Raw genomic sequence first — 22,483 nt, forward strand, 5'->3', positions numbered from 1 at the left:
CCTATCTTATCAGCACCAACTTACTTTTGTAAAGTAAATTATAAATGGATATGACTTCCTGCCGGCAAGTAAAGCGTAAACGTGCTCCCCCGGCCTTCCTGGCTGGATAATGACAAGCGTCCTCCGAGCAGCTTGGCCAGCTCCAGGCTGATCGACAGCCCGAGACCCAGCCCCCCGTATCTGCGGCTGATTGAGCCATCCACCTGGCGGAATGCTTCGAAGATCAGACGCTGCTTGCTCTCCTCGATCCCAATCCCTGTATCCCGCACCGAGAAGGCAATCCAGTCCCCCTCGCACTTTCGGCTCTCAGGCCCTGCCAAGCGGATATCGAAGACTACCGAGCCTTCGGTCGTGAACTTGATCGCATTGGACAATAGATTGCGCAAAATCTGATGAAGCCGCAGACCGTCCGTGCAGATCAGAGCGGGCAGATGCGGGTCCACGTCCATTTTGAGCCGGATCTCCTTCCGGCTGGCTTCTTCCTGAAACTGGTGCTGCAAAATTTGCGGAATCTCGGCTATGCTGATGTCTTCTGAATGAATCTCCATGTTCCCCGCTTCCACCATGGACAAGTCCAGAATATCGTTGACCTGCCGCAGCAGCCCTTCCCCTGACGAGCGGATGATAGACAAATCCTGCAGCTCCTCTTCCGTCCATCGCCCTTCATGTTGGTCAGCCAGCAGCTGCGATAACAGAATAATACTGTGCAGCGGCGTCTTCAGCTCATGGGACATATTCGCGAGAAATTCCGACTTGTGCCTGGAAGCCAAAATAAGCTGCCGCGCCTTATCCTCCAGCGCTTCCTTGGCCTCCTGCAGCTCACTGCGCTGCACCAGCAGCCGCTCGTGGGAGTCTCTGAGCTGGGCGGTCCGCTCCTTCTCCATGTAGAAATCATACAGGATGAAGGCGAAGAGATAGCTAAGGGCCATCCCCAAGGGGAATGTAATAGGGAAGATACCTAGCATATAGATCTTACCCGGCACGACGCCAAACAGCGCCAGATTGACGGCATTCAGCAAGTTGACACTAAAGATGCCGACCCCGAGCTTCCACCAGAACGACCGGTCGCTATGCTGGAATCGGATGGACAGCTCCATGCAGAGCAATCCGAGGATCGTCAGATTAAAGCATCCCACCACCGCGGCATCGCTATACCCGAACGTGAACCGGCTGAGCCCGATTCCGAGACCGATCACGGTCAGCCAAGCCGGATGGCGGAATACGAATAAGCCGATGATCAGCGGCACGGCGCGAAGATCGAAGATCACCTCTTCCCGCAGACGGAGCCCGAATACCATCGTGACCCACCCGGCAAATATAAATACAGCCGCCAGTGCAGCTGGCCGAACCTGCTCCGGAATAAGTCGGAGCGCATCAACCCGCAAAAGGATGTATTTATAGACCAGATTGAACAAAAAAGCTAGAGTGATCAAGAGACTGATATTGATTAAAAAGGTCTGATAAAATGGCATGCCCATCCCCCGGTCCGGAGTTTCTTCGAAAAAAGTTATCGCAAAGCGCTTGGAAAAGCGCTTACATTGTCCCTTTCTTTCCTGTAGAATAGAAGATATCCTACTGGATAAGGAGTGATAGCATGTTCATGCGCACGTCCGAATTTTATGAGAGTTTACCTGCCAAATGCTGTAGCCAGTGCAACGAGCCCCTGGAGGAATTAGCTGATTGCTACAGTCCCACCTGTCCCAAATGCCGGGGCCTCACCTTTTACCCACTCAGCCCGGTCAACGTCGCCCGTCCCGACACTCCCGAACCTTAACCGAACAACCTTACAGGCACAAAACGAACGCCCCGGCTAAGGGGCGTTTATTTGTGCCTCAGGCTTTGGGCTTCGCCTTACCAGGCTTCACGGACGGACTCGCGCACAGAGACGGCCGGACGGGCCGCCTGACCTGCAGCTTCGCCCTCAGGCAGCTTCAGCATCGCGTTCCAGGCTACGTGAACCGGACGGGCCCGTCTGAGCGCCTCAGCCTGGAGGCGCATCGCAGCAAGCCCTGGCTCGTCAGCAGTCAGCGCGAGCAGCTGGTCGAGCAGGCTCTGCTTCTTCGAAGCGAGAATGGCGACACCTGCTTGTCCCAGCATTCGCGCATTTTCCTCCTCCTGCCCGGGAATCGGCTTGTATAGCAGCATCGGCAGCCGGGAGGCAATCGCTTCGGAGGTAGTCAGCCCGCCCGGCTTGGTCAGGAGCAGATCCGCCGCCCCCATCCACAGGTGAATGTCGTCCACAAACCCGAGTATCCGCACATGCGGTCCAGGATACTCGGCAAGCTCCTTCTCCAGCAACCGCTTGGCCGACTCATTGCTCCCGCACAAGAAAATAAGCTGCATGCTCTCGCGCACACGTGGCGAGCGGATTAAAGCACGGGTTTCCTCCGTCATCAATCCCCAGCCTCCGCCCATCACGAGCACGACCTGCCGAGCCGGGTCAAGCCCCAGCCGCTTCCGGCAAGTAGCCCGGTCCCCGGATTCGAAGAAGCTTGTCCGAACCGGAATACCGGTCACGCAGATCGCAGCAGCCGCGATGCCTCTGCCCTCAAGCGCACGGGCTACCCCGTCCGAGCCGACCAGAAACAAGTCCGTATGCGGCTGAATCCATAGGGAATGGTCCGCGTAGTCCGTAATGACGGTTACCAGCGGAACCAAGCACCGGCCCTCGGATTTCAGCGAGGATACGGCAGCTGCAGCCAGCGGGAACGTACAGATGATAAGATCCGGCTTTCGAGCTTCGACAAGCTCCTGAAGCTTCGAACGGCCAAGCCTTAGGAACGTCCTGGAGAGTAAGGATTTATGTACACGGTACCGCGATTTGCGGTACACGTACCCGTAGAGAAATGGCAGCTTTTCAACACCCTTTAAAAAACCGTATTTCATCACAGGATGCAGCAGGGCATAGACTTCCTGCATGTAATCGACAACCTCGGCTTGCACCGACGGCGCTTCCGAAGTGCCGCATACTTCCGCCAGAGCTCTTGCCGCCTGCCGGTGACCGTCTCCCAGGTCGCCGGTGAGGATTAAGGCACGGAGCTTGGACGGCCGGGTTATGGGTTTAGACATGATTACGCCTCCTGCATCGTCCGTTTCATAGTTTAGCCCTATGTAAAGTGTTTTACCGCCAAAATCACAGACCGAAACATGTTGTTCCAGTCAAAGGCTGAAAGAAGATTCGCTGAAGGGGCGGCTTTCCTCCAGAATACCATATTCGCCAACGATAATTTAAAAAATACCCAAACCTCTGCAACGCCGTATGCGGCCCGGCATAGCCTTTCCTCTACCAGCCAGCTGTGGTAGACTGTGAGGTAAGCTTTTCCAGGTGCAGAATGCTGCGCCTATGTTTTCCTGAAAGGAGAATCATCCCCTATGAGAGAGCTAGCCTGGGGCAAATCAGCCGCCGGTCTTGTTGGTCTGACCTTGGTATGTGTAGTTGTTTACACGATCCTGACTACCTTGAATCATACTACCTACTATGATTTTTTGCTTTGGAATTTATTCCTGGCCTGGATTCCGTTCCTCTTGTCATCTGCAGCCTGGCTGCTTCATAACCGGTATTATAAACCGCCGGCTTTGCTGATGACGCTCCTTGCCCTGGTGTGGTTGCTGTTCCTGCCGAACTCGACTTACATCCTGACCGATTTCATTCATCTGACCATCCTCAAGAATAGCTATGTGGAAGGTAATTGGTATGCCTTCTCCTACTGGTATGACTTCCTGATCATTCTGCTGATTGCATGGAATGGACTGCTGCTCGGCTTCGTGTCGATGTACCAGTGGCATTACATGATGCGCGGCCGTTTAGGTGCGCCCCTATCCTGGCTTGGTGTTGCAGCCGTCTCCCTGCTATCCGCCTACGGCATCCTGCTCGGCAGGGAATACCGGCTGAACAGCTGGGATGTGCTTGCCGACCCGGCCAAGCTCCGCACGTCCCTGCTGTCAAGCCTGGAGCCGCAGGCGCTCGCCTTCTGCGGCTTGTTCGGCCTGTTCATTCTGGCCGCCTACGGGATGCTGTACCTGTTCCTGCACAGCACCGAACGCCCCAGGTCCTCCTGGTGATCGGCTGGCCACGTGACAGGACGGGCCGTGCCGGCAGGCACAGCCCGTCAGCCTCGATCAACTGAACAGGAACCCTCTGGAGCCGATGCGCGCCCTCACCGGGTATGGACCGGGCGGCGCCATCCCCCAGGTTTGGCCTGAAGCTCCGGCTCCCTCATTTTGATTTTGTCCTGCCGTCCCTCCCGCCAGCGACAGCAAGTAGTCGAAATCCGGGTATGTCGCTTCGTCCAGCAAGAAGGCTCCCTGCGTTGCGAACGGAATGCGGTGCCTGTTCAGCTTGGACACAATATCCGCCGCAGACGTGACTCCTATTCCGTGGCCGAAGTAACCGCCCTCAGGCATCACGATCACATTTTCCCCCTGATACTGCATCTTTCTCGGATCTACCTGCGGGTTCTTAAAGTACTGTACATCCCCAGGAAAAGCCTCTCCCTTGCCCTTCGACGTAATCAGCTTCAAGTCCGCATCATGATTCCAGGAGTACAAATACAGCCGCCCGAACGAACGGTCGAACGCCTCGCGTCCGATCGTGTCCAGCACAGCCTTATATAAAATAATAATGATGGCCGTTGCGCACTCGAACGCATAGTAGCGGCCATTGATAAAAATATCCTCGATCGCAGCCGATGGGCTAACCCCCGGCCTCAGCTCGAAGCCCCCGTTATATGTCCGGCTCCAGTACCGTTCGTTGCAGCGCGACAAGTCGAATATCTCGAACACCGCGCCGCTGCGCCCCAGCGCCCGCGCGCTTGCGACAATCGCCGCTCTTGTCCTCAGCTCGAACAGCAAGGCCTCCATCGACGCGTAGTGGAACGGCGTCGGACTGTTACGCTTACGGTTATAGATATCCTGCTCGACCGGGGTAACGCCGGGCAGGTATAGCGGCGCTTCCACGCCCTGTATAAAGACCACTTGGCAGCCCTCCTCCGCTTGAGGGTACCGGGACGGTATCCCTCTGTACCATCCTATGCGAAGGGGGCGGCGTTCAGGCCTTTTCCGTCAGGCGAATTCACACGGCATGTCAATCCATCTCATAGATCGAACCGGATTTGCTGGCGAACAATTCCGTATACACCTTCTCGGCATACGCATCCGTCATGCCCGAGATATAGTCGGCCACGAGACGAGGCCAGGACCAATTCGCCACATGATGCTCGTAATTCTCCACCCAGTCCGGGGGCAGGATCAAGCGGCCCTGCTCCGGCACGATAAAGCTCTCCCAGAGGCGCCGGATCATGATCTCGCTGCGCTTCTGCAGCCGCTGAACACGGAAATCCTTGATCAGCGTCACCCATGCCAGCTTCTTCAGAATTTCCATGGTCCGAAGCAGCTCCAGATCCTGCTGTCCGTCCCGGACAAAGGTGATCTTCTTCCAGCTCTTCACCGGATCGTCGATGATGCCGACCCGGCCGGCGAACATGCTGACCCAGCGGGCCTTCATCTCCCTGCGTGTGCGCGAGGCCTCGCGGTCGCAGGCTACATAAATTTCCTCCCATTGCGCTAGATAGGCCGTCAGCACTTCTTTCACCATCAGCGGGATATCGACCTGATCCCAGCCCACTTCAGAGTTGCCGTGATCATCTACAATCTCCTGCACCAGATGCTCCACCAAGCGGCCGTCCTCGAAGAAGGTCCGGTTCATCTGAATCTTGCCCGCCCGGATCCCATCCTCGATATCATGCGTCGAATAGGCGATATCGTCGCATAAGTCCATCAGCTGCGCCTCCAGCGTGGAGCAGCCTGCCGGCATATTCCAGCGGTCGCGGATGAGGCCGATGCCGTCGCCCCACTCCATCCCGTACACACCCTTGAGCCGGCCCGGATCATCCAGGCAGAAGGGGTACTTATTGATCGCCAGCAATACCGCTGCCGTCAGATCCAGCCCGCTGCCGCTGCCCGCCCGCTTCTCCAGAAACATCAGAATGCGGAAATTCTGCGCATTCCCCTCATACGCGAGTCCATACTGCTCGTGAAGCAAGTCGTTCAGCACTTCCTCGCCCTTATGCCCAAAGGGAGGATGGCCGAGATCATGAGCCAGTGCCGCGCACTCGACGACAGACGGATCCAGCACCAGCGCCGGATGCTCCTTGCGCTCCAGCAAAGGATATTGCTTGTTCAAGCGGCGCGCCGTTTCCCGAGCGATCTGGGACACCTCGATGGAGTGCGTCAGTCTGGTCCGGTAGTAGTCTCCAGACCCCGCGCCAAACACCTGCGACTTGCCCTGCAGCCGTCTGAAGGCCGGCGACTGGATCAGCCGTGCATAATCCCGCTCGTATTCATCCCGTTCTTCGCTGAAAGTGCCATGAGCCGGTTCGTCCAGCCGAAATTTGCGCAAATCCATTGTTGTTCCCCCTCGACATGCCCTTTCGGTCCGGTAGGCTGCTGCCCAGCCTGACTGCCTGTACGACCGAACGATTTTGTTGCAAATTGTACCACACTTGCGGCAAGTAGAGAAAGCGGCAAGAGACCCTTCTGAGGAGGGGCAGGCGACTCCTGTAAGTTTACAGCACTCCCTCGCACCCCTTAGCAGCTCTCCGGACTGTACAGATCGGATTTCGGCGATGGGCAAATAAAAAAGCCTGACGCGGCTCTGAGGTTCCGCCGTCAGGCTGTGGGAAATCACTGTGCTGGTGGATCTGGATCTTGCTCAGCCTCCGCAGCCATCGCAGGCTGCTGCCCGCCAGGCGAATGGCTGTTCAGGAACTGGGCCACGTATTGCTCGCCGAACAGCTCGTCGTATTGCAGCTCTTTATACACCTCTGCATCCTCCTGAATAGCTGGGGGCATCTCGCTGTGCAGCGCTCCGTCGGACGTCACCACCAGGTTGCGCAGCAGACCAGGAGCCTTCTGTGCCAGACCAAGCTGATACGCCCAGATTGGAGGCAGTTCCATGCCGAGACGATCGAGCATGTAAGCGCCGAGGAACGAGTTGCTGATCGTCGGCACCGTTTCCTTCGGCAGATTGAAGTTGGACCAGGTCACGAATGGCACGCTCTGCATCTTCTTCAGTTCCTCCAGCGACCACTGATCGGAACGGCCGGTGGAGATAAACCCGGCTTGCGCGTACACGTCGTAATCATAGCCGAGCATCGGCAAGTGGTCTCCATAGAAGACGATCATCGTCGGCTCATCGGACTGCTGGAAATGATCGATCAGCATCTGCAGACTTCTGTCCGCATCTCGGACACCTTGGGCATAAGTGGCCAACGTATCCCGGGCCGTATCCGTCTGCATGCCTTTCACTTGAATCTCCTGATCGCCATAACGGCGGTCGTCATAAGGTCCGTGATTCTGCATCGTCACCGCATAGATGAAGGTCGGATCGTCATTCTTCTCGACCTCATTGATGATCTTGCGGGATACCTCGTCATCGGAGATGAAGGCTCCCCGGTATTCCGGCTGCTCGAAGCCGTCCTTGCTGATGAAGTGATCGAAACCCATGTACCGGTATACGGATTCCCGGTTCCAGAACCAGCCTTCGTACGAATGGATAGCCGTAGCCGCGTAGCCCTGCTCCTTGAAATACGAAGCCAGACTTGGCAGCGGCCTAGAAATATACTGCTGGTAAGGCACCGACCCCGCAGGCAGGAAGCTCATCGATTGGCCGCTGAGCACCTCAAATTCGACGTTGCTCGTACCGCCCCCGAACTGCGGAGACAGCAGGTAACCGCTCGTGCTCTCCTTCTGCAGCCGGTGCACCGTTGGCAGCGGGTCCTGATCGAAGGTTACGCCGGGCAGCAGAGTAGGGTCCCAGAACGCTTCATTCATAATGAAAATGACGTTCGGCTGCTTGCTGCTATTCCCAACCCCGCTTCCCGTAGTGGCGGTAACCGCCTTGGCCTGCCGATACCCGAAGGTTTCGCTCAAGCTCTCGGCCAGCCCCTTCATTGCCGGCTCCGTGTAACCGGGGGGCCGCTTGACGATCGTATTTTTCACGTTCATCGTGAAGGCAACCGCCAGACCGTTCTCGGCGTAGTTCTCCGACTGGTTCCAGACAATCTCGTTCACCCCGGCCTTATTAATCAGCGTATTGGTCCAAGACGCGCGGACCCCGAAGCTGTACAAGGCAAACACGCAGAGCAAGCCCATCACGATACGGACCGGAATACGCACTCTGACTTTGGGCAGCCGGGTACCCAGCAAGAACAGCAGCACCGCCGACAGCCCAGAGAGGCTAAGCTGCATGATCGCCTCGCGGCTCGTCACCAGCGGCAGAATGTTCATGCTTTCTTTATTCAGAAAAATATCCCATGGAAAAAACGGCTCGCCGATCAGCTTCCTCTTGAAGTAGCTGATCAGCGCGACCAGCGACAGGATCACAGCGCTTAGCGCGACTGCTCCCGATACGGCCCCGCAGATGGCATACAGCAATAATAAAACGAGCATGGCCAGCAGCCCGTTCAACGCGAATAACTGAGGATGCAGGGAAATCCAAGCCCATGTCTCGGGCAGAGAACCCCGATGCAGAAGCTCCATGCCAACTGCCAGCAGCAGTGAAAGAACTAGGATCGCCGTGCATAGGACGATGGTGTGAACCGCCCGGGTTTTTGAGGGGCGGGCCCGTCTGGTCCGACTCCTCGCAGTAGTGTTACGCACCCTGGTCACTCTCCTATCGGCCCGCTATGGAAGGCGGACATATAATATTAACCATTTCTTAACCTTGTTAAGACCTTGTTAAGACATTGTAAACGGTAAATATTAAAGAAACATGAAAATTAGCTGAAAGTTAGAAAATGGTTCATCCGCCCCGGTTGCGAGCGACCTGATTCGACAAAGCCAGCCGTCTCCGGCAGACGCCAAATAGCCCGGTTCCATGGGAAGAACCGGGCCACCTTATGCCGGCAGCCATCCGTATCCTATGTTGCTTATTACTGGCCTTGATTAATGGCCCTGCTGTTCTTGCAAAGCCCGTTAGCCCTGCGTATCCCGCAGCCGCACAGCCAGCACCCGCATCATCCCCTTCAGCACATCCAGCCGCTCGAAGCAGAAGCCCAGCACCTGCTCGCGATGCAGGCGCAGGAGCAGGGTCGGACCGGCCGCTATGCAGTCCGCTGAACGCGGCTCCCCGTCGATCAGCGCCATCTCGCCGAAGCAATCGCCGGCTCCCAGCGTCGCGAGCCGATGACCGGCTTCCCGCTGCACATGCACACCGCCTTCAATAATGCCGTACAGGCAGTCGCCAGGCTCGCCCTCACGAACCACCGCCTCGCCCGCCTCATAGCGCAGCTCCTCGACCATGCCGGCCAATTGTACAATGTCACCCTCAGACAGATGGGCGAATAACCCGATCCGCTGGAGCACCAGCACGCGGCGCAGTATCGTTCCGCTTGACGGCGCAAGCGAAGCTTGCCCGGAGGGCTCGTTCTTCCTCTCATCAGCCTGCAAGTCGCCTGCCGAAAGCGTCACTTCTCCGGCAGTTTCCTCTAGCGCGACGGCGGCTTCCGCCGGAACGGTCGAAACTTCCCGGTTGACCGTACGCAGGCGGCGAGACAAGATCGCCATCATCGACAGCGCGATCTCCCGGTGATCGAACAGCAATTCATAGAAGCTGCCCGAATCCAGTCTCCAGAGCATACTGCTTCCTACGGGCGCAACCGTGGCAGCTCGTACACTGCGCGTCAGCACGGCCATTTCCCCGAAGCAGTCTCCTCCTCCGAGCTGCCCTACCCGCTGTCCGGCGCGCAGCACGTCCGCCGTTCCTTCCCGGATGATGTACAAGGCATCCCCCGACTCGCCTTCCCGGATGACGGTCTCGCCCCCCTCCGCCCGCACAAGCTGCAGGCTAGCCCCCAGTGCTGCCAACTCACGTCCTGTCAGCCCCTGGAACAGACCGATCTGGCTAAGCATCCGCACGCGCTCCATCTCAGCCGCGGCATCTGACCGTTCCGCCTGCGACCAGCGATGAGAGGACGGAACGTCCAGACCCAGTTCGCTACCCAGAACATCTGAAGCCAGAATCACCGTCCGCAGCCATGGCTCTCCCGTTGCCAGCAGATCGGCAGCCGTTTTCGCGGCGTCCTGAGGGGCCGCTCCCGTTGCGGCGCCCTTACCGGGTGTATAGACCATCAGCTTGATGATCGCCGTCCGCAGCTTGCCCGTTAGCAGTTGGTCCATAACCTCGACCGCACTAGCCTGACGGCGGGCGTCCGAACCCGACGCATTCGCCTGTACCGCCCGGATCGTATCCGGATCATAGCTGAGCGCCAGCAGACCGAATATCCGCTCGGCCGTGCGCCTTCCGGCTTCGCCCGCCGCCATGGCAATCTCCGCATAAGCCGGGCTCCCGGCCAGCTCATCGCGGCCCTGCGCATACAGCCAGTAACGCTCCAATTCCGAGAGGATATAGGCCTCTATGACATCGGCCTCAGCGATACCCGTCTGCAGCTCTCCCTTGATCCGGATGGAGATCAACGCGGCAAGCAGCCGTTGCCGCAGCTCCTCCTGCGCATCACCGTATGCCCCCAGCAGCAGCGCGAATGAACGCGCTCCGCCGATACGGGCGAGCGCCTGCGGAAGGAAGGCAGGGGCCGGCTGACCGTCCAGCAGATACGGCTGGACCTGTCCCAGCAGCATGCCTTCGTCATAGCTGGCCAAGGCGTCGAGCGCAGCCCCCCGCGTGCGTCCGTCAGCCAGCAGCGGAATAATGGGAGCTATTAATTCCGGAACCCGCAGGACGGCTGCCGATTCCAGCGCACGCACCCGGACGCGGACGGAGTTATCCTGAAGCAGCGGGAGCAGCGGCTTGTAGAACGTCGGCAGCCCGATCTGGCCGAACAACGCTGCCACGGCAGTCCGTTCTTCCTCCCGGGAACTGGAGATCAGTTCCTTCAACACGCCAACCGCCCGGAACATGCCCTCAATTCCGTAGTATTGGATCAGCCCGGCGATGACAGCCGACCTCACCTGAATATCTTGGTCCCCGAGCTGTCCCGTCAACGGCTCCAGCCATTCATCTCTGGCATAGGCTGCTGTGGCGAGCCATGCCCGGGCACGGAGAACGGAAGAACCGTCGCTGGCTTCCGCCAGACGGGACGCCTCTGCCTCCATACCGGAAGGCGTGTGCTCCCGAATCCAATCCAGCGCCCAGACCCTTACTGCTTCCGACGGATGCCTGAGCAGCGCCGGTATATAACTGGCCAGCTCAAACCCTTCCAGCTGTCCGAGCACACGCAGCGCATACAGCGTCTGCGCCTCCTGTCCGCTCGTCAGCGCGTCGGTCAGCAGCCTGCGGCTGTCAGGGTCCATCAGATCGAGCCGGGCTTCCTGCAGGTCCAGATCTTGGCTGCTCAAGGAACGCAGCAGCGTGTGCATATACGCGCTTTTCAGGCGGAAGGCCGCGACAACTGCCACCACCACGGCCGCCAGTGTCAGGTAGCTGAACTGGGCGGCCGTCAAGACCGGTGACAGCGCCAGCAGCAGCAGCGCGGCCAAGCCCTTAGCCCCATTGCGGGCGACACCGTCGAGAAATCCCTTGGCCCTGCCCCGCCACTCCGGGGCAACTGGCAGCATGATCAGTTGATTCACCGAGGAATAGATCGTATCGCCCAGTACTTTATCCGATCCCTTGACCGCTACCGCCATGGCGAGAACCGGCGCGAATAGCACCCCCGTACTCCCTGCAAGTAGTGCGAGCGGAAAAATCAGCAGCGCCGTCATCACCCCGAACCGGGAAATCAGCGGCCCGGCTATGAACAGCTGCACAGCCAGCGCCAGCAGGCCGGAGAATCCGTAGAAGCTGCCCATAAACCCGGCCAGCGCGTCATGCTGCAAGGTTCCTTTCAGAATAAGCTTGAACTGGTAATCGACGAATACCAGCGACAGGACCATAGCCCCCGCCAGAATGGCCGCATACTTCAGATGAGGCACATGCTCCATGAAGGTGCGGAAGGATCCGCCGCTCGATCCTCCCGGCTTATTAGCTCCCCGGCTCCGGGCAGACGGCTTGGGCCGCGCCAGCAGTTCGCTCTCCTCGCCCGCCCGCTTCGCCAGCAGCCGTACGAAGCCCAGCCCTATGAGTTGGAGGAGCGCATAAACGATGATTAAATTCTCCGTCCCTAGTCCTCCGACCAGCAACTTAAGCCCGAAGCCACTCACGATGCCTCCCGCAATCCCTCCGCTTCCGACCAGTCCGATCATCCGCTTGGCCTTGCGCTGATCCAGGACGGAGGTGGCGAACTGCCAGAAACAGACCACCATCAGAAAATTTAAGACGTCGAATCCAATATAAATAACGGGGAATATCCAGGGAAAGCCTGCGGCTACACCAAGCCGGGACAGTAGGGACAGCAGCCCCACCGCTGCAATGAGGCCCAATGTGAAACGGTCCTGCCTCCATTTCCCTGCGAACCGCTGGTAGGCGAAGCCCGCTGCCATCAGCGCAAGCGCTTGCGGCAAATACATCATCGACAGTGCGGAGGCATCGAATCGGCTCAAAAACATCGTATCCGCTGCCGTCCGGCCGACGATCGAAGCCGCAGTCACGCCAAATAAATAGCCGAACAGAAGGAGCACCTTCACGTACTCTTCCCGATCGGCTGTGAATGCGCCTATAGCCCCTCCGAGGCGCTTGCGCAGGTCCTGCTTGCCCATAGTTGAATTCTCCGTTCCCCGTATCGCGATGATTGTTCTGTTTCCGATTCTACTACAAAGGGATACGGAGAAAAACTAAAGATTTATCAAATTTAACGGGTTACCGAATTTCGCCTGACTGCCTTCGCCGGCTTGATTTAACGGCGGTCCTGTGCTACGTTTCGAACGAATAGAATCCTCTATATTTCCGCTTAGGAGGTTATCCCGGCATGTCTATGGACACGTATTCCAATCTGATCGGCGTCGTATTAGAAAAGCTCATACAGACGCACAAGGAGCTGCAATTTAATTATGAAGGGCTATCGGGTGTGCTGAGTCAGCACACCGAGGAGGAACGCCGCAGCATCCCGGAGCTGATCACCATCGCAGAGCTCAGGGACGGCTACGGAGAGCTCCTTCACTCGCTGGAGCGCAGGTTCCCAGGGGTCAAGTAAAGAACATGGTCCGCAAACTGTCCGATGAGCCACCGGTCATGCGAGACCATCAGGACCGGTCCCGGAAATCTGTGAATAGCCTGCTCGAGCTGCTCGACCAGCTCGAGGCTGAGATGATTCGTCGGCTCATCCAGCAGCAGGATATCAGGCTGGTCCACGATGAGCCGGGCCAGAGATAGCTTGCGCAGCTGTCCCGGGCTCAGCACCCCGGCCTTCCGGTCCAGCTCGCCGGGCCGGAACAATCCGGTGTCCAGCAGCTCGCGGGTATGGTCTTCCAGGTAGCCGATCCGCCCTTCGCGGTAAAGCTCCAGTACCGTTTTGGCGCAATCCTCAGGGGATAGCTGCCGTTCCTGCTCCAGGTAGCCGATCCGCGATTCCGAGGAAAGAACGACCCTTCCTGCCATCGCCTCCCATTCGCCGGTCAGCACACGCAGCAGCGTGGTCTTGCCCGTGCCGTTGGGTCCGGCGATTAACAGCCGCTGCGGCCCCTGCAGGCTGAAGCTCAGCGGAGCGAACAGCGGACGGCCTTCTTCCACCGCACAGACAAGCCCGCTCACGTGCAGCGAAGACTCGCCGCCGGCACCGTCTGCGCCTCCGCGATCCAGCCTGATCCGAAAGCTTAGCGGTTCGGGCGGCCTCGGTACCGGATTATCCAGGATGCGTTCCAGCTGCTTCTCCGCTTTCCGGATATTTTGCGAGATGCGGCGCTGCACCCGCTCTCCCTGGAATTTCGTGATGAATTTGTCACGATCCGTCGCCGGGCGATTGTATGCCACCCGGTAGCCTTTGTCCTTGGCCTGATGACGCAGCTCCCGGATTTCCTCCTGCTCCCGCTCGTACTCCTCCTCCCATCGCAACCGCTCCAGCCGCTTCTGCTCCCGGTACGCATCGTAATTGCCCGTATAGAACGTACAACGACGGGTGGCCTCATCGATCTCGATCATGCGATTCACCGTCCGGTTCATAAACAGCCGGTCGTGAGACGCGAACAGTATTGTACCCTGATACCCGGCTATATAGCTCTCCAGCCACCGAATCGCCTGCTCATCGAGATGATTGGTCGGCTCATCCAGCAGCAGGCAATCCGGTGCGGATGCCAGCAGCCCAGCCAAGGCTAGACGCCGCTTCTCGCCACCGGACAGCGTGTCGACACCGCGTTCGCGCGGCATGCTGCCGAGTCCCAAGCCGTCCAGCGCGATGGCCGTGCGATAATCCGCCTCATAGCCCCCTAACGCCTCGAACCGCTCGGCCGCCATACCGTATGCTGCCAGCAGCACATCAGCCTGCTCCGGCTCCTGCCCTCCGCTGCCCAGCGCTGCAGTCAGCTGGTCCATCTCCGCCTGAAGCTCGCGTATTTCGCCTAGGGCCGCATCCAGGTAGCCCCCGATACTCAGGCCACCCCGGACTTCCACCGTCTGCGGCAGATAGCCGACCCGGGCAGACAGCCCCACACGGACCTCCCCTTCATCCGGCAGCTCCCAGCTCGCCGCCAGCTTGAGCAAGGTCGACTTCCCTGCCCCATTCTCTCCAACAAGCGCCGCGCGCTCTCCCTGATTCAAATGAAAAGAGACCTGTTCCAGCACGGTATGATCCCCGTATCCCTTCGTCAATTTATCCAATATCAAGATCTGCATACCAAATTCCTCCTTGCACCGCTTGGGGTAAAATTAGGCCGAGAACACCAAAAACCGTGAATGCAGCGCACCCACGGCTAAACAAACCCCTCGAGGAGACAATCAGGCTCCAGCAGCAGGCGGCTTATTCCTTGGCGGCGCGGGTACTTATTCGGTGTGCGAAGAGAACAACGATCTCCTTCGTACACGGTGTCTGCGACAGACTTGTGCCTATCGCCACACCCGCCTTATCCCGAAACTCAGGAAGGCGCGTGTCTGCATGTTACATCCGGTTTTTGGATATTAAGCATGCAAACGAAGTGTCCACATCGGCAAGAAATACCACCTTTCGAAGTGGGAACCGCAAGGGTCCCGAATACCGTTCACTATACAGCCAGCAGCCCCCAGTAACAAGGGGCTATCCATTTATAATGAAACTTTCCGGCGCTGCCTGCGTAAATCATGCCAAGACAAGAGAGGAGGAACTCGCTTGATTAAACGTCTTCTGGGCAAATTATTGAACAGCGCGCTTCATTCCAAGCATTCCCGCCGTTACGGCAACAGCTCCGATCAGTACCGTCGTACCGGCCCGCACCGCCACTCATCGTCAGACCGGTACAGCCAGCGCCGTCCTTACGGCTCCAGCTATTATAAGAAAAGAAAACATTCCAGCTCCTAAGCACTTGGAACGGGTTCAAGTCCGGCTGATGCCCCGAGCGGAAGTCGGCTAACCGTAAGCAGGACTCCGTTAGCCGCTACTTCCCGGCCGATAGCCTCTTTCCTAACAGCCTGCAGCCCCTCGTCTACCACATGAGGGGCTATTCACCTTCCGGGCTGGCTGCTCAGTGCCGCCACCGCCTGTCCAACGTCGCCCGCCAGAGCGGCAGCGCTTGGATAGACCGCGTCCTCCCCCATCAGTCTGTTCAGCAAGCGGGCGGTCGCCTCAGACAGGTCCAGCTCCTCCTGCCATCCGCGTTCTTCCTGTCCTGGCTTTCCCTCGTACGAAGCATATAGGAGGAACAGCAGGAAATGACCGAGAGCGTACAGATCGCTCTCCACACGCGGCAGGCGGCGCCGCTCCTCCTCCCCGTTCTGCGGCGCCTCCAGGCCTTCCATGTCGCCGATACGGCGGGCTAGTCCGAAGTCAATCAGCTTGAGACGGCCCGCGCAATCCATAACATTCGGAATCCGCAGATCGAGATGGACCCAGCCCCTCTCGTGAATAAACGCGACAACCGGAAGCAGCCGCTCGAGAAACTTCAGGCTCTCCAGCTCCGTGAAGCCCCGTCTCTGCGTGAAAATCAGGTCCTCCACGGTCGCTCCGTCCACCCACTCGATGGGTAGCCACAGGTGACGTCTTTCCTCTATCAATGCCCCGCAAGCCGGAAGATCGGGATGCCCGAGCACCTGGAGCGCCTCCTGCTCGCGAATCAGCAGTCTACGACCGAGCTCCCGCTTGCTTGGCCTAGCTTGCTTCAATACGACGGGACTCCCTGAGGCAGCGTCCATAGCCAGGTAAGCCAGGCCATAGCTGCCTTCCCCCAGAGAGCGGAGGAGGCGGTACCGTCTCTGCAGCTCGTACCCGGCCGGCAGCGGATAATCCAACCAGGCGTGATAAGCGCCCCGTAAATAACCAATCATGCCCGCGCCCCCTCTCCCGTCAATTACACGGCTTAAACGCCATGGAAGCTTTCGTCTTCAATGCGCAGAGCTTCCTGCCGGGCTGGGCTCACCGTTCCCTGATGCCTCCTAAACAGTCTCAGTGCCTGTCAGCCCGTTCTGCTCCCGGCAGCAGCATGCGGACCAACCGGGCAGCTCCGGGCAGCCTAGGCTGCCGCTGATGAGCCTGGACATAGGCATAGTCTGTCAGCGTCACCCCGGCATCGCGCAGCGCATAAGCAAAGTCATCATCCAGCATAAGCCGGTATTCCCATACCCGCTTCTCCCAGGATGGAATCAGCTCTCGCATGACCGCATCGTCGGCAGCAGGATGGATATACGTCTCGACCACGCCTTCCGGCAGCTCGTAGAGCTTGCCGATGAGCATCCCCTTGAAGCTTTCGTACGTTTCCCCCGGCTCCGTGTGGTACGGATGCGATATCAGGTAGTCGGGCAGCGGAACTCCGAGTGCATCGGCGAGCGCCACCACCTTATTCAGCGTTCCCTGGGCTCCTGGGATGGAGGCCAAGAAGCTGTCCCGGGGATCAATTTTCCGGAACAGGCGGAACGGCAGACCCCAGCGCGCGCAGCGCCACAGGACATCCGGCAGATAGCTGCGTCCCGTTGCCAGCCCGTACAGGCTGCCCATATGATTGTCGACATGGGAGATCCGAAGCCCCGCCCGGCGTACCGCCTCATACTGGGCGACCAATTCCCGCTTCACATCGGCGGGTACCGCCTGCCTCTCGAACGCCTCAACCGTTCGATGCAGCTGTCCGCTCTCGTCTTGAAGCGAAGCGGCGCCGGTCAAGCTGCTCCAGCGGAACCCCTCGAACTCGCTCGTTAGAGTCAGATGCAGGCCGACACGCTGCTCCCCCGTCTTGAGACACCAAGCCGCAGCCTCCTCGAAGGCAGGGGCCGGCGGCATAATCGTCGCTGAGGATACCTTTCCCTCCGTTAGTAAATGCATGATAGCTTCGTTGGCCGCCCAGCTCTGCCCGAAGTCGTCGCAATTCAGGATCAGCAGCTTCGCGGACTTAGCAGTATGTATCATCATCCTAACCTTCAGCCTCCTTCCTGCATATCATTCGAGAGTTCCCGTCCCGGAGGCATCCCGTCCCGCATCACCGTAAGCGACAGCAGGAAGGCAATCGCCAGTAGGCACAAGGGGACAACGCTAATCAGAACCCGGAAGGTCCCCGCGGGGTCCGGCCCCGGCTGATCACCGCTCACATAGCCGAAGGTCATGCCCACCACCCAGAAGGCCAGTGCCGAGATCAGGCCGCTGGAGCGTGTGATAAACCCTCCGACCGCCGTATACACGCCTTCTCTCCGCTGCCCGGTACGCTCGAAATCCCGGTCGATAATGCGGCTGCTCAGTACTGGGGGCGTAACCAGGAAGCCGGCCAGGCCGAAGCCCACCAGAATACCTGCGGCGATACCGCTCATCAGGCTGCTGCCGAACCATAGCGGGATGACGGATAGGCCGTAAGCGGCCAGAGACACACGCCAGCCCCAGACAGCGCCCAGCTGGCGGACGATTCGGTACCAGACGGCCACCAGAGGGATAACGGACACGAATACCGAGGCCAGCAGAATCGATACTTGAGCTTCCGGAATCCGCAGTACGTATTTGGCATAGAACGGAATCATTGAGCTGACCAGCCCGTTTACTGTCTGGGCGAAGGAGTTAGCCAGGTTGAAAATCCAAAACTCCCGGTTTTTCAGCGTTTCGCGGAATGCTTCTTTCAGCGGCAGTCGAGGTTCCTCGGCGATCTCCGCGTTCTCCTTCACCGACCCCATGCACAGCAGCATGAACACCGCGAATACGACTGCGTACACCACCGACATGTAGCCGAATCCTATCCGGGTGAACAGCAGAGGCGTAACGGCAGAGCCGATCAGAATAGCAACGATCTGAAATCCTTGCTGGATGGCGGAAGCCTTGGTGCGGACCCGCTCTCCCCGGAACAGCTCCGGAAACAATGCGCCGTAATTCACCCAGAGGATGGTCGCCACGCCCTCGAACAAAATCAGCGCCACCAGGAACCAAACGAACAACCCGTTCCCGGAAAGCCCCTCCGGCACCGCAAAGATCATGCAGAAGGTCATCATAAAAAGCGGAATTGCGGACCATATCCACGGCTTGCGCCTCCCATAGCGCGTTCGGGTCCGGTCGGACAAATACCCGGCAAGCGGCTGATTGGCCGCATCCCAGATCAGATAAACCGTTCGCGCCACCGTCGCCAGACCGACGCCGAGGCCCAGCTTCTCCACATAGTAGTAGCTGTAGAAAGCACTGAACGCCTGGCTGGGAATCATCATCGCCAGCATGCCGAACGCGAAAGCAATCGGGGAGTTTACAAATTTGGCTCGCATTGCACAGTTCCTCCGTCCGCAAGGAGATAATGTATGCGCTTCCTCGAAGTCAAAGGCCGGTCACCCGCCTCGGGTGATCCGTTGATATGTTATATGTATTCCCCGCGCAACGACTCATTCCTGCAAGGGCTGCCCCATCTTCAAGGCAACCGGCAACGCCTGGCCCGGGCAGCTGGCTGAACGCAAGCCAAGTGCCCGCTCCGCTGCCTCCGGCTCAAGCTTCGCACACCGTTACGTACCGGCAGAATGAGCCCTTGCGGATCTGGCAGCCGTCAACCGGCCGAAGTCCAGCCTTGGAGAACTGCTCCCCGATCGGGTCGATTGCCACGACCACAACGCGGCTGGCCAGCCGCCGGGCGCTTGCCAGCAGCTCCAGCTGATCGGCCTCAGACAGCTTGGAGCACAGGTTATAGGGCAGGTCGAGCACGGCTGCGTCGTAAGGGCCCACCAGGTCCCGGATATCTCGAATACCTACCTCATTCGGATACCCGAAATAGCGCAGGTTTTCCCTGGCTCCCAGCACAGCCAATGGATTTTTATCGAAAGCCTCCATCGCGATCCCCATCGACAGCGCTTCGATGACGACGGTACCGATGCCGCAGCATGGATCAACCGCCCGGACGCCTTCCGGATGAGGGACCGCGATATTGGCTATGGCCCGTGCCACCCGCGTACTTAGCGCCGTGGAATAGGGCTTGGGCTTGTCTTTATGCTGCAGCCATACGGCTTGCTGGTCCTCCAGCTCTCCGAATACCCATCGGCCAGACACCTTGGCTATTCCGAAGCGGACGTCCGGCGACCGCATCTCCGCACGGCTGCGGATACAGGCTCCCACGAGCCTCTCCATCGCGCGCCGCTGGTCGTAGTCCAGCCCATCATCTGCGGGTACGAATACCACCTTGAAGGACGCTACATCGACATGCATATGCGCGGCTTGCTTCGCTATGCCCTCGATCCCTGCCGCTTCGAAGCGAACCCTGAGACGCTGCTTCATGAACGGACTCCGGCTCGGGTCAATCTGCAGCCCGCTCTCCAGCCAGGCCGCAGCCCCACCCGTTCCGCTTCCCACTCCCCCGAACCAAGTTCGCTGCTCCAGCCCGCACAACTCGGCTTCATCCTCGTGGAAAGCATAGGTGTATACATATAAAGTTTCCTGATCCATCATGCCTCTTTCCTCCGGCCTCCCGTGCCGCTTGCTTACGCAGCATCGGCAAATCGCTTATACTTATCTTCATACCATCTGATTCTAAAGCAGAATTCCAGCAAGGAGCTGTAACGCTATGACCTTCCGACGTCTTCCCCTCCTCGCAGCAGGCAGTGTGCTGCTCTGGACTATACTCGCGCTCTGGCTCGGTCTGCATGACCTCGCCATCTCCAGGGCTCTTGCCAACCCGGCCGCAGCCTGGGCCCGCTGGTTCGAGGCCTACGGCGAGCATCCCGCCATGCTGCTGGCCTGGGCAGCCGGACAACTCCTGTACAGCACCGCCCGTCTGCTTACAGGCCGTGCCCGTTTGCTCAGACGGCTGTTGGCACTTGCGGTCCAACTGGCTGCCGGACTAGCGCTGGTCCATATGACCCTGGAACGTGCGCTAACGTTCAGGCTTTCCGCCGCCCAGTGGATGGTTACACTGATCATGCTCGTTGCCGTCACAGCGCTTGTCCAGCTGGCACTAGCTCGCACTCCGGCCTCCAAGCTGTCCCGGTTCAACCAGGCCGCCTGGCTTACCCTGCTGCTGCTCGGCGCAGAGCTGGCGATCATTCACTCGCTCAAGTCCGTATGGGGCCGCGTCCGTTTCCGGGATCTGCTGCCCGATGGTGGCGGCTACACCCCCTGGTACACGCCGATGGGGCCGACTGGCAACCGCTCCTTCCCATCCTCGCATGCGGCTAACAGTTGGACGATGCTGGTGCTCCCTGTGTACGCATCGGCCGCATTGGCCCGCCCCTATGTGATCCGGGCCGCCTGGATAGCCGCCCTATTGTGGGGCTCATTAACCTCATACAGCCGGCTGGTCGCAGGCGCTCATTACGCATCCGATCTGCTGGCAGGCACGAGCATCACGATCGTCCTGTTTGTCGTACTGCGCCGCTTGCTGCTTAAGGAAACGGCCACGAGACATCCCGACTTCATGCAACAGAGGGACCTGCGCTCCTGAGAGCGGGTCCCTCTTGCCGCTGACATTCACTGAAAGCTCGGAGCCAGCGACTACTTATACATCTATTAGGCTGACCGCTCCAGCAGCATGCCGTATAGAGCAATCCGGACAGCTCTAGCCGACCTCCCCTACAGCCGATTCCTGCATAGGAAGCCTTACCGTCATCTTCGTACCTTCGCCGAGCCGGCTGGATACCTCGATCTCGCCCCGATGATGCTCCACAAGCTGCTTGACCATAAACAAGCCGATGCCTTGTCCGCCCTTCTGGTCATTCGTTTTCTCATACTTCTGGAACAGCCGTTCTAACTGACTCTCATTCATCCCCACGCCGAAATCCTCCGTCTCCAGGACCAGATTGCCTCCCCGGCAATACGCATCGAAGTAGACGGGCCGGCCTTCCTCGCTATATTTAATCGCATTGCTGATGATGTTGGATACGATCAGCTTGAACCCGGTTGCGTTGCTGAGCAGCCGTTCCCCGCCTTCCAGCCGGATGCGATGATACAGTTGGATATTCTGGGTACGGGCCTTGACATCCATGATCTCCATCACCTCGAGAAGCAGCTCTCTCGGTACCGTGAGCTTCCTCCGCCAGAGTGAATCCGTGGACAGCATCTGTTCCGTATTGATGATGTGGGAAATTTCATTATCGATCAGCATGACATAATCACAGATGGCCTTCAGCTTATCCCGGTCTTCCGGCTCCTTCACCTTGCTCATCAGCAAAGTGGAGTAAGCCTTGATGACGGTGAGCGGATTCCGTACTTCATGGGAAACGACATGTGCAAAATCCAGCTTCTGCTTATACAAGTCCATCTGCGACTCCAAGTCCTGCTGGGCCGATAGCACCGGATGCATGGATTGCTCTCCCGGCACATGAGGATACAGACTGGACAGCACCAGCGTTTCGTCGGTCATGAGGTACGGATGCGTTTGTAGCGCTTTCAGCTGTACGGCCGCAGTGACTGCATTCGCGTCGTAAGCGCATACGGTGATATAGCCATACCGTCCCACCACAATGTCGCATCTGGATTCATATTCATACAGCTTATCCACGGTGTCTTCCTGCGTCCGCCAGCCCACCTGGCCCCACAAGCGGATGTCCGTCTGACTCTCCGCATACGGTTCAATCACCTTATGGAGGTTCGACAGAACGCGTTCAAACTGAAAATCCGCATAGGTTTCATAGAAGTCCGCCTGACTTATGTAATGTACGCGGGGGCGCCAGCGTTCTTCATCCGACTCAGCGAGAAGCTTCCGCTCCATGGCCTCGTACATGTCCGGAGTATCGACGATGATGACATGCTGACCGAGGTCTACTCCCGACACAATAAAGGAAACAGCGTTCTCGATATACTTATCGTGATTACTAAAAAAATACAAAATATGCGAACCGCTTGGTACATGAATCTTGTTCGTTAAAGGGATGCTGTTTTGCGGAGCCATTCTTGTTCCTCCGATATGTTCGTTTCCTTCAGCCGTTCCGAGACGAACCGAGAAGCTTCAAGCGAGCGGCTCTCATGATTTCGACGTCAGCGCCAGTAAGGATAATAGTCAACACCGTAAGGCTTTACTTTTATTATATCTCTCC

At 58.4% G+C, this 22,483-nt stretch carries 17 protein-coding genes; 5 read left to right on the forward strand and 12 right to left on the reverse strand.

Features of this window, described 5'->3' with window-relative positions; translation table 11 throughout:
* Positions 1-38 precede the first annotated feature (38 nt).
* On the reverse strand, positions 39-1,472 hold the full coding sequence (locus WMW72_RS25125) for a sensor histidine kinase (RefSeq protein WP_341418321.1): 1,434 nt from the start codon (positions 1,470-1,472) through the stop codon (positions 39-41).
* A gap of 128 nt (positions 1,473-1,600) precedes the next feature.
* Between WMW72_RS25125 and yhfH the strand changes: the two genes are divergently transcribed.
* Positions 1,601-1,774, forward strand: coding sequence for a protein YhfH (yhfH, locus tag WMW72_RS25130; RefSeq protein WP_341418387.1), 174 nt, complete (start codon positions 1,601-1,603; stop codon positions 1,772-1,774).
* 77 nt (positions 1,775-1,851) lie between these two features.
* Here the strand turns inward: yhfH and WMW72_RS25135 are convergent, their stop codons facing one another.
* The gene (locus WMW72_RS25135) at positions 1,852-3,069 is read right to left on the reverse strand and encodes an MGDG synthase family glycosyltransferase (protein WP_341418322.1); all 1,218 of its coding nucleotides are present in this window, start codon (positions 3,067-3,069) and stop codon (positions 1,852-1,854) included.
* A 303-nt stretch (positions 3,070-3,372) separates the two neighbouring features.
* Here WMW72_RS25135 and WMW72_RS25140 point away from each other — a divergent pair, with 303 nt between their 5' ends.
* On the forward strand, positions 3,373-4,062 hold the full coding sequence (locus WMW72_RS25140; protein ID WP_341418323.1) for a DUF1361 domain-containing protein: 690 nt from the start codon (positions 3,373-3,375) through the stop codon (positions 4,060-4,062).
* A gap of 57 nt (positions 4,063-4,119) precedes the next feature.
* On the opposite strand, the gene WMW72_RS25145 is transcribed toward WMW72_RS25140, so the two are convergent.
* The 4 genes from WMW72_RS25145 to WMW72_RS25160 form a co-directional block, all read right to left on the reverse strand.
* Positions 4,120-4,974, reverse strand: a complete 855-nt coding sequence (locus WMW72_RS25145) for a protein-glutamine gamma-glutamyltransferase (RefSeq protein WP_341418324.1) — start codon at positions 4,972-4,974, stop codon at positions 4,120-4,122.
* A gap of 109 nt (positions 4,975-5,083) precedes the next feature.
* A complete protein-coding gene (locus WMW72_RS25150) occupies positions 5,084-6,403 on the reverse strand; it encodes a deoxyguanosinetriphosphate triphosphohydrolase family protein (protein WP_341418325.1) in 1,320 nt (439 codons plus the stop codon).
* 278 nt (positions 6,404-6,681) lie between these two features.
* Entirely contained in the window at positions 6,682-8,658 is a 1,977-nt protein-coding gene (locus WMW72_RS25155) for an LTA synthase family protein (RefSeq protein ID WP_341418326.1), read from the reverse strand.
* Positions 8,659-8,973: 315 nt separating this feature from the next.
* Positions 8,974-12,651 (reverse strand): Npt1/Npt2 family nucleotide transporter, encoded by a 3,678-nt coding sequence (locus WMW72_RS25160; RefSeq protein WP_341418327.1) that lies wholly within the window; start codon positions 12,649-12,651, stop codon positions 8,974-8,976.
* 209 nt (positions 12,652-12,860) lie between these two features.
* Between WMW72_RS25160 and WMW72_RS25165 the strand changes: the two genes are divergently transcribed.
* The gene (locus tag WMW72_RS25165) at positions 12,861-13,085 is read left to right on the forward strand and encodes a hypothetical protein (RefSeq protein ID WP_341418328.1); all 225 of its coding nucleotides are present in this window, start codon (positions 12,861-12,863) and stop codon (positions 13,083-13,085) included.
* Here the strand turns inward: WMW72_RS25165 and abc-f are convergent.
* Complete coding sequence (gene abc-f, locus WMW72_RS25170) at positions 13,049-14,719, reverse strand: ribosomal protection-like ABC-F family protein (RefSeq protein WP_341418329.1); 1,671 nt, start codon at positions 14,717-14,719, stop codon at positions 13,049-13,051. The two genes, WMW72_RS25165 and abc-f, sit on opposite strands and share 37 nt — an antisense overlap.
* Positions 14,720-15,188: 469 nt before the next feature.
* On the opposite strand from abc-f, the gene WMW72_RS25175 reads away from it, so the two are divergent.
* A complete protein-coding gene (locus tag WMW72_RS25175; RefSeq protein WP_341418330.1) occupies positions 15,189-15,377 on the forward strand; it encodes a hypothetical protein in 189 nt (62 codons plus the stop codon).
* A 143-nt stretch (positions 15,378-15,520) separates the two neighbouring features.
* On the opposite strand, the gene WMW72_RS25180 is transcribed toward WMW72_RS25175, so the two are convergent.
* From WMW72_RS25180 to WMW72_RS25195, 4 genes are all read right to left on the reverse strand, one after another.
* Positions 15,521-16,339 (reverse strand): protein kinase family protein, encoded by an 819-nt coding sequence (locus tag WMW72_RS25180; RefSeq protein ID WP_341418331.1) that lies wholly within the window; start codon positions 16,337-16,339, stop codon positions 15,521-15,523.
* 118 nt (positions 16,340-16,457) lie between these two features.
* Complete coding sequence (locus tag WMW72_RS25185; RefSeq protein ID WP_341418332.1) at positions 16,458-17,414, reverse strand: polysaccharide deacetylase family protein; 957 nt, start codon at positions 17,412-17,414, stop codon at positions 16,458-16,460.
* Positions 17,415-17,422: 8 nt separating this feature from the next.
* Positions 17,423-18,736, reverse strand: coding sequence for an MFS transporter (locus tag WMW72_RS25190; RefSeq protein WP_341418333.1), 1,314 nt, complete (start codon positions 18,734-18,736; stop codon positions 17,423-17,425).
* A gap of 214 nt (positions 18,737-18,950) precedes the next feature.
* A complete protein-coding gene (locus WMW72_RS25195; protein WP_341418334.1) occupies positions 18,951-19,901 on the reverse strand; it encodes a TRM11 family SAM-dependent methyltransferase in 951 nt (316 codons plus the stop codon).
* A gap of 115 nt (positions 19,902-20,016) precedes the next feature.
* Between WMW72_RS25195 and WMW72_RS25200 the strand changes: the two genes are divergently transcribed.
* Entirely contained in the window at positions 20,017-20,892 is an 876-nt protein-coding gene (locus WMW72_RS25200; RefSeq protein WP_341418335.1) for a phosphatase PAP2 family protein, read from the forward strand.
* 114 nt (positions 20,893-21,006) lie between these two features.
* Here WMW72_RS25200 and WMW72_RS25205 read toward each other — a convergent pair whose 3' ends face one another.
* Complete coding sequence (locus tag WMW72_RS25205; protein ID WP_341418336.1) at positions 21,007-22,338, reverse strand: MEDS domain-containing protein; 1,332 nt, start codon at positions 22,336-22,338, stop codon at positions 21,007-21,009.
* Positions 22,339-22,483 lie beyond the last annotated feature (145 nt).

Origin of the sequence: Paenibacillus filicis, assembly GCF_038070315.1 — a bacterium.
GTDB classification, from domain to species: domain Bacteria; phylum Bacillota; class Bacilli; order Paenibacillales; family NBRC-103111; genus Paenibacillus_G; species Paenibacillus_G filicis.

Coding starts and splice junctions, on each gene's coding strand:
- WMW72_RS25125 (WP_341418321.1), bottom strand. CDS start 1,472: ATGCCATTTTATCAGACCTTTTTAATCAATATCAGTCTCTTGATCACT.
- yhfH (WP_341418387.1), top strand. CDS start 1,601: ATGCGCACGTCCGAATTTTATGAGAGTTTACCTGCCAAATGCTGTAGC.
- WMW72_RS25135 (WP_341418322.1), bottom strand. CDS start 3,069: ATGTCTAAACCCATAACCCGGCCGTCCAAGCTCCGTGCCTTAATCCTC.
- WMW72_RS25140 (WP_341418323.1), top strand. CDS start 3,373: ATGAGAGAGCTAGCCTGGGGCAAATCAGCCGCCGGTCTTGTTGGTCTG.
- WMW72_RS25150 (WP_341418325.1), bottom strand. CDS start 6,403: ATGGATTTGCGCAAATTTCGGCTGGACGAACCGGCTCATGGCACTTTC.
- WMW72_RS25160 (WP_341418327.1), bottom strand. CDS start 12,651: ATGGGCAAGCAGGACCTGCGCAAGCGCCTCGGAGGGGCTATAGGCGCA.
- WMW72_RS25165 (WP_341418328.1), top strand. CDS start 12,861: ATGTCTATGGACACGTATTCCAATCTGATCGGCGTCGTATTAGAAAAG.
- abc-f (WP_341418329.1), bottom strand. CDS start 14,719: ATGCAGATCTTGATATTGGATAAATTGACGAAGGGATACGGGGATCAT.
- WMW72_RS25180 (WP_341418331.1), bottom strand. CDS start 16,339: ATGATTGGTTATTTACGGGGCGCTTATCACGCCTGGTTGGATTATCCG.
- WMW72_RS25185 (WP_341418332.1), bottom strand. CDS start 17,414: ATGATGATACATACTGCTAAGTCCGCGAAGCTGCTGATCCTGAATTGC.
- WMW72_RS25190 (WP_341418333.1), bottom strand. CDS start 18,736: ATGCGAGCCAAATTTGTAAACTCCCCGATTGCTTTCGCGTTCGGCATG.
- WMW72_RS25195 (WP_341418334.1), bottom strand. CDS start 19,901: ATGATGGATCAGGAAACTTTATATGTATACACCTATGCTTTCCACGAG.
- WMW72_RS25200 (WP_341418335.1), top strand. CDS start 20,017: ATGACCTTCCGACGTCTTCCCCTCCTCGCAGCAGGCAGTGTGCTGCTC.
- WMW72_RS25205 (WP_341418336.1), bottom strand. CDS start 22,338: ATGGCTCCGCAAAACAGCATCCCTTTAACGAACAAGATTCATGTACCA.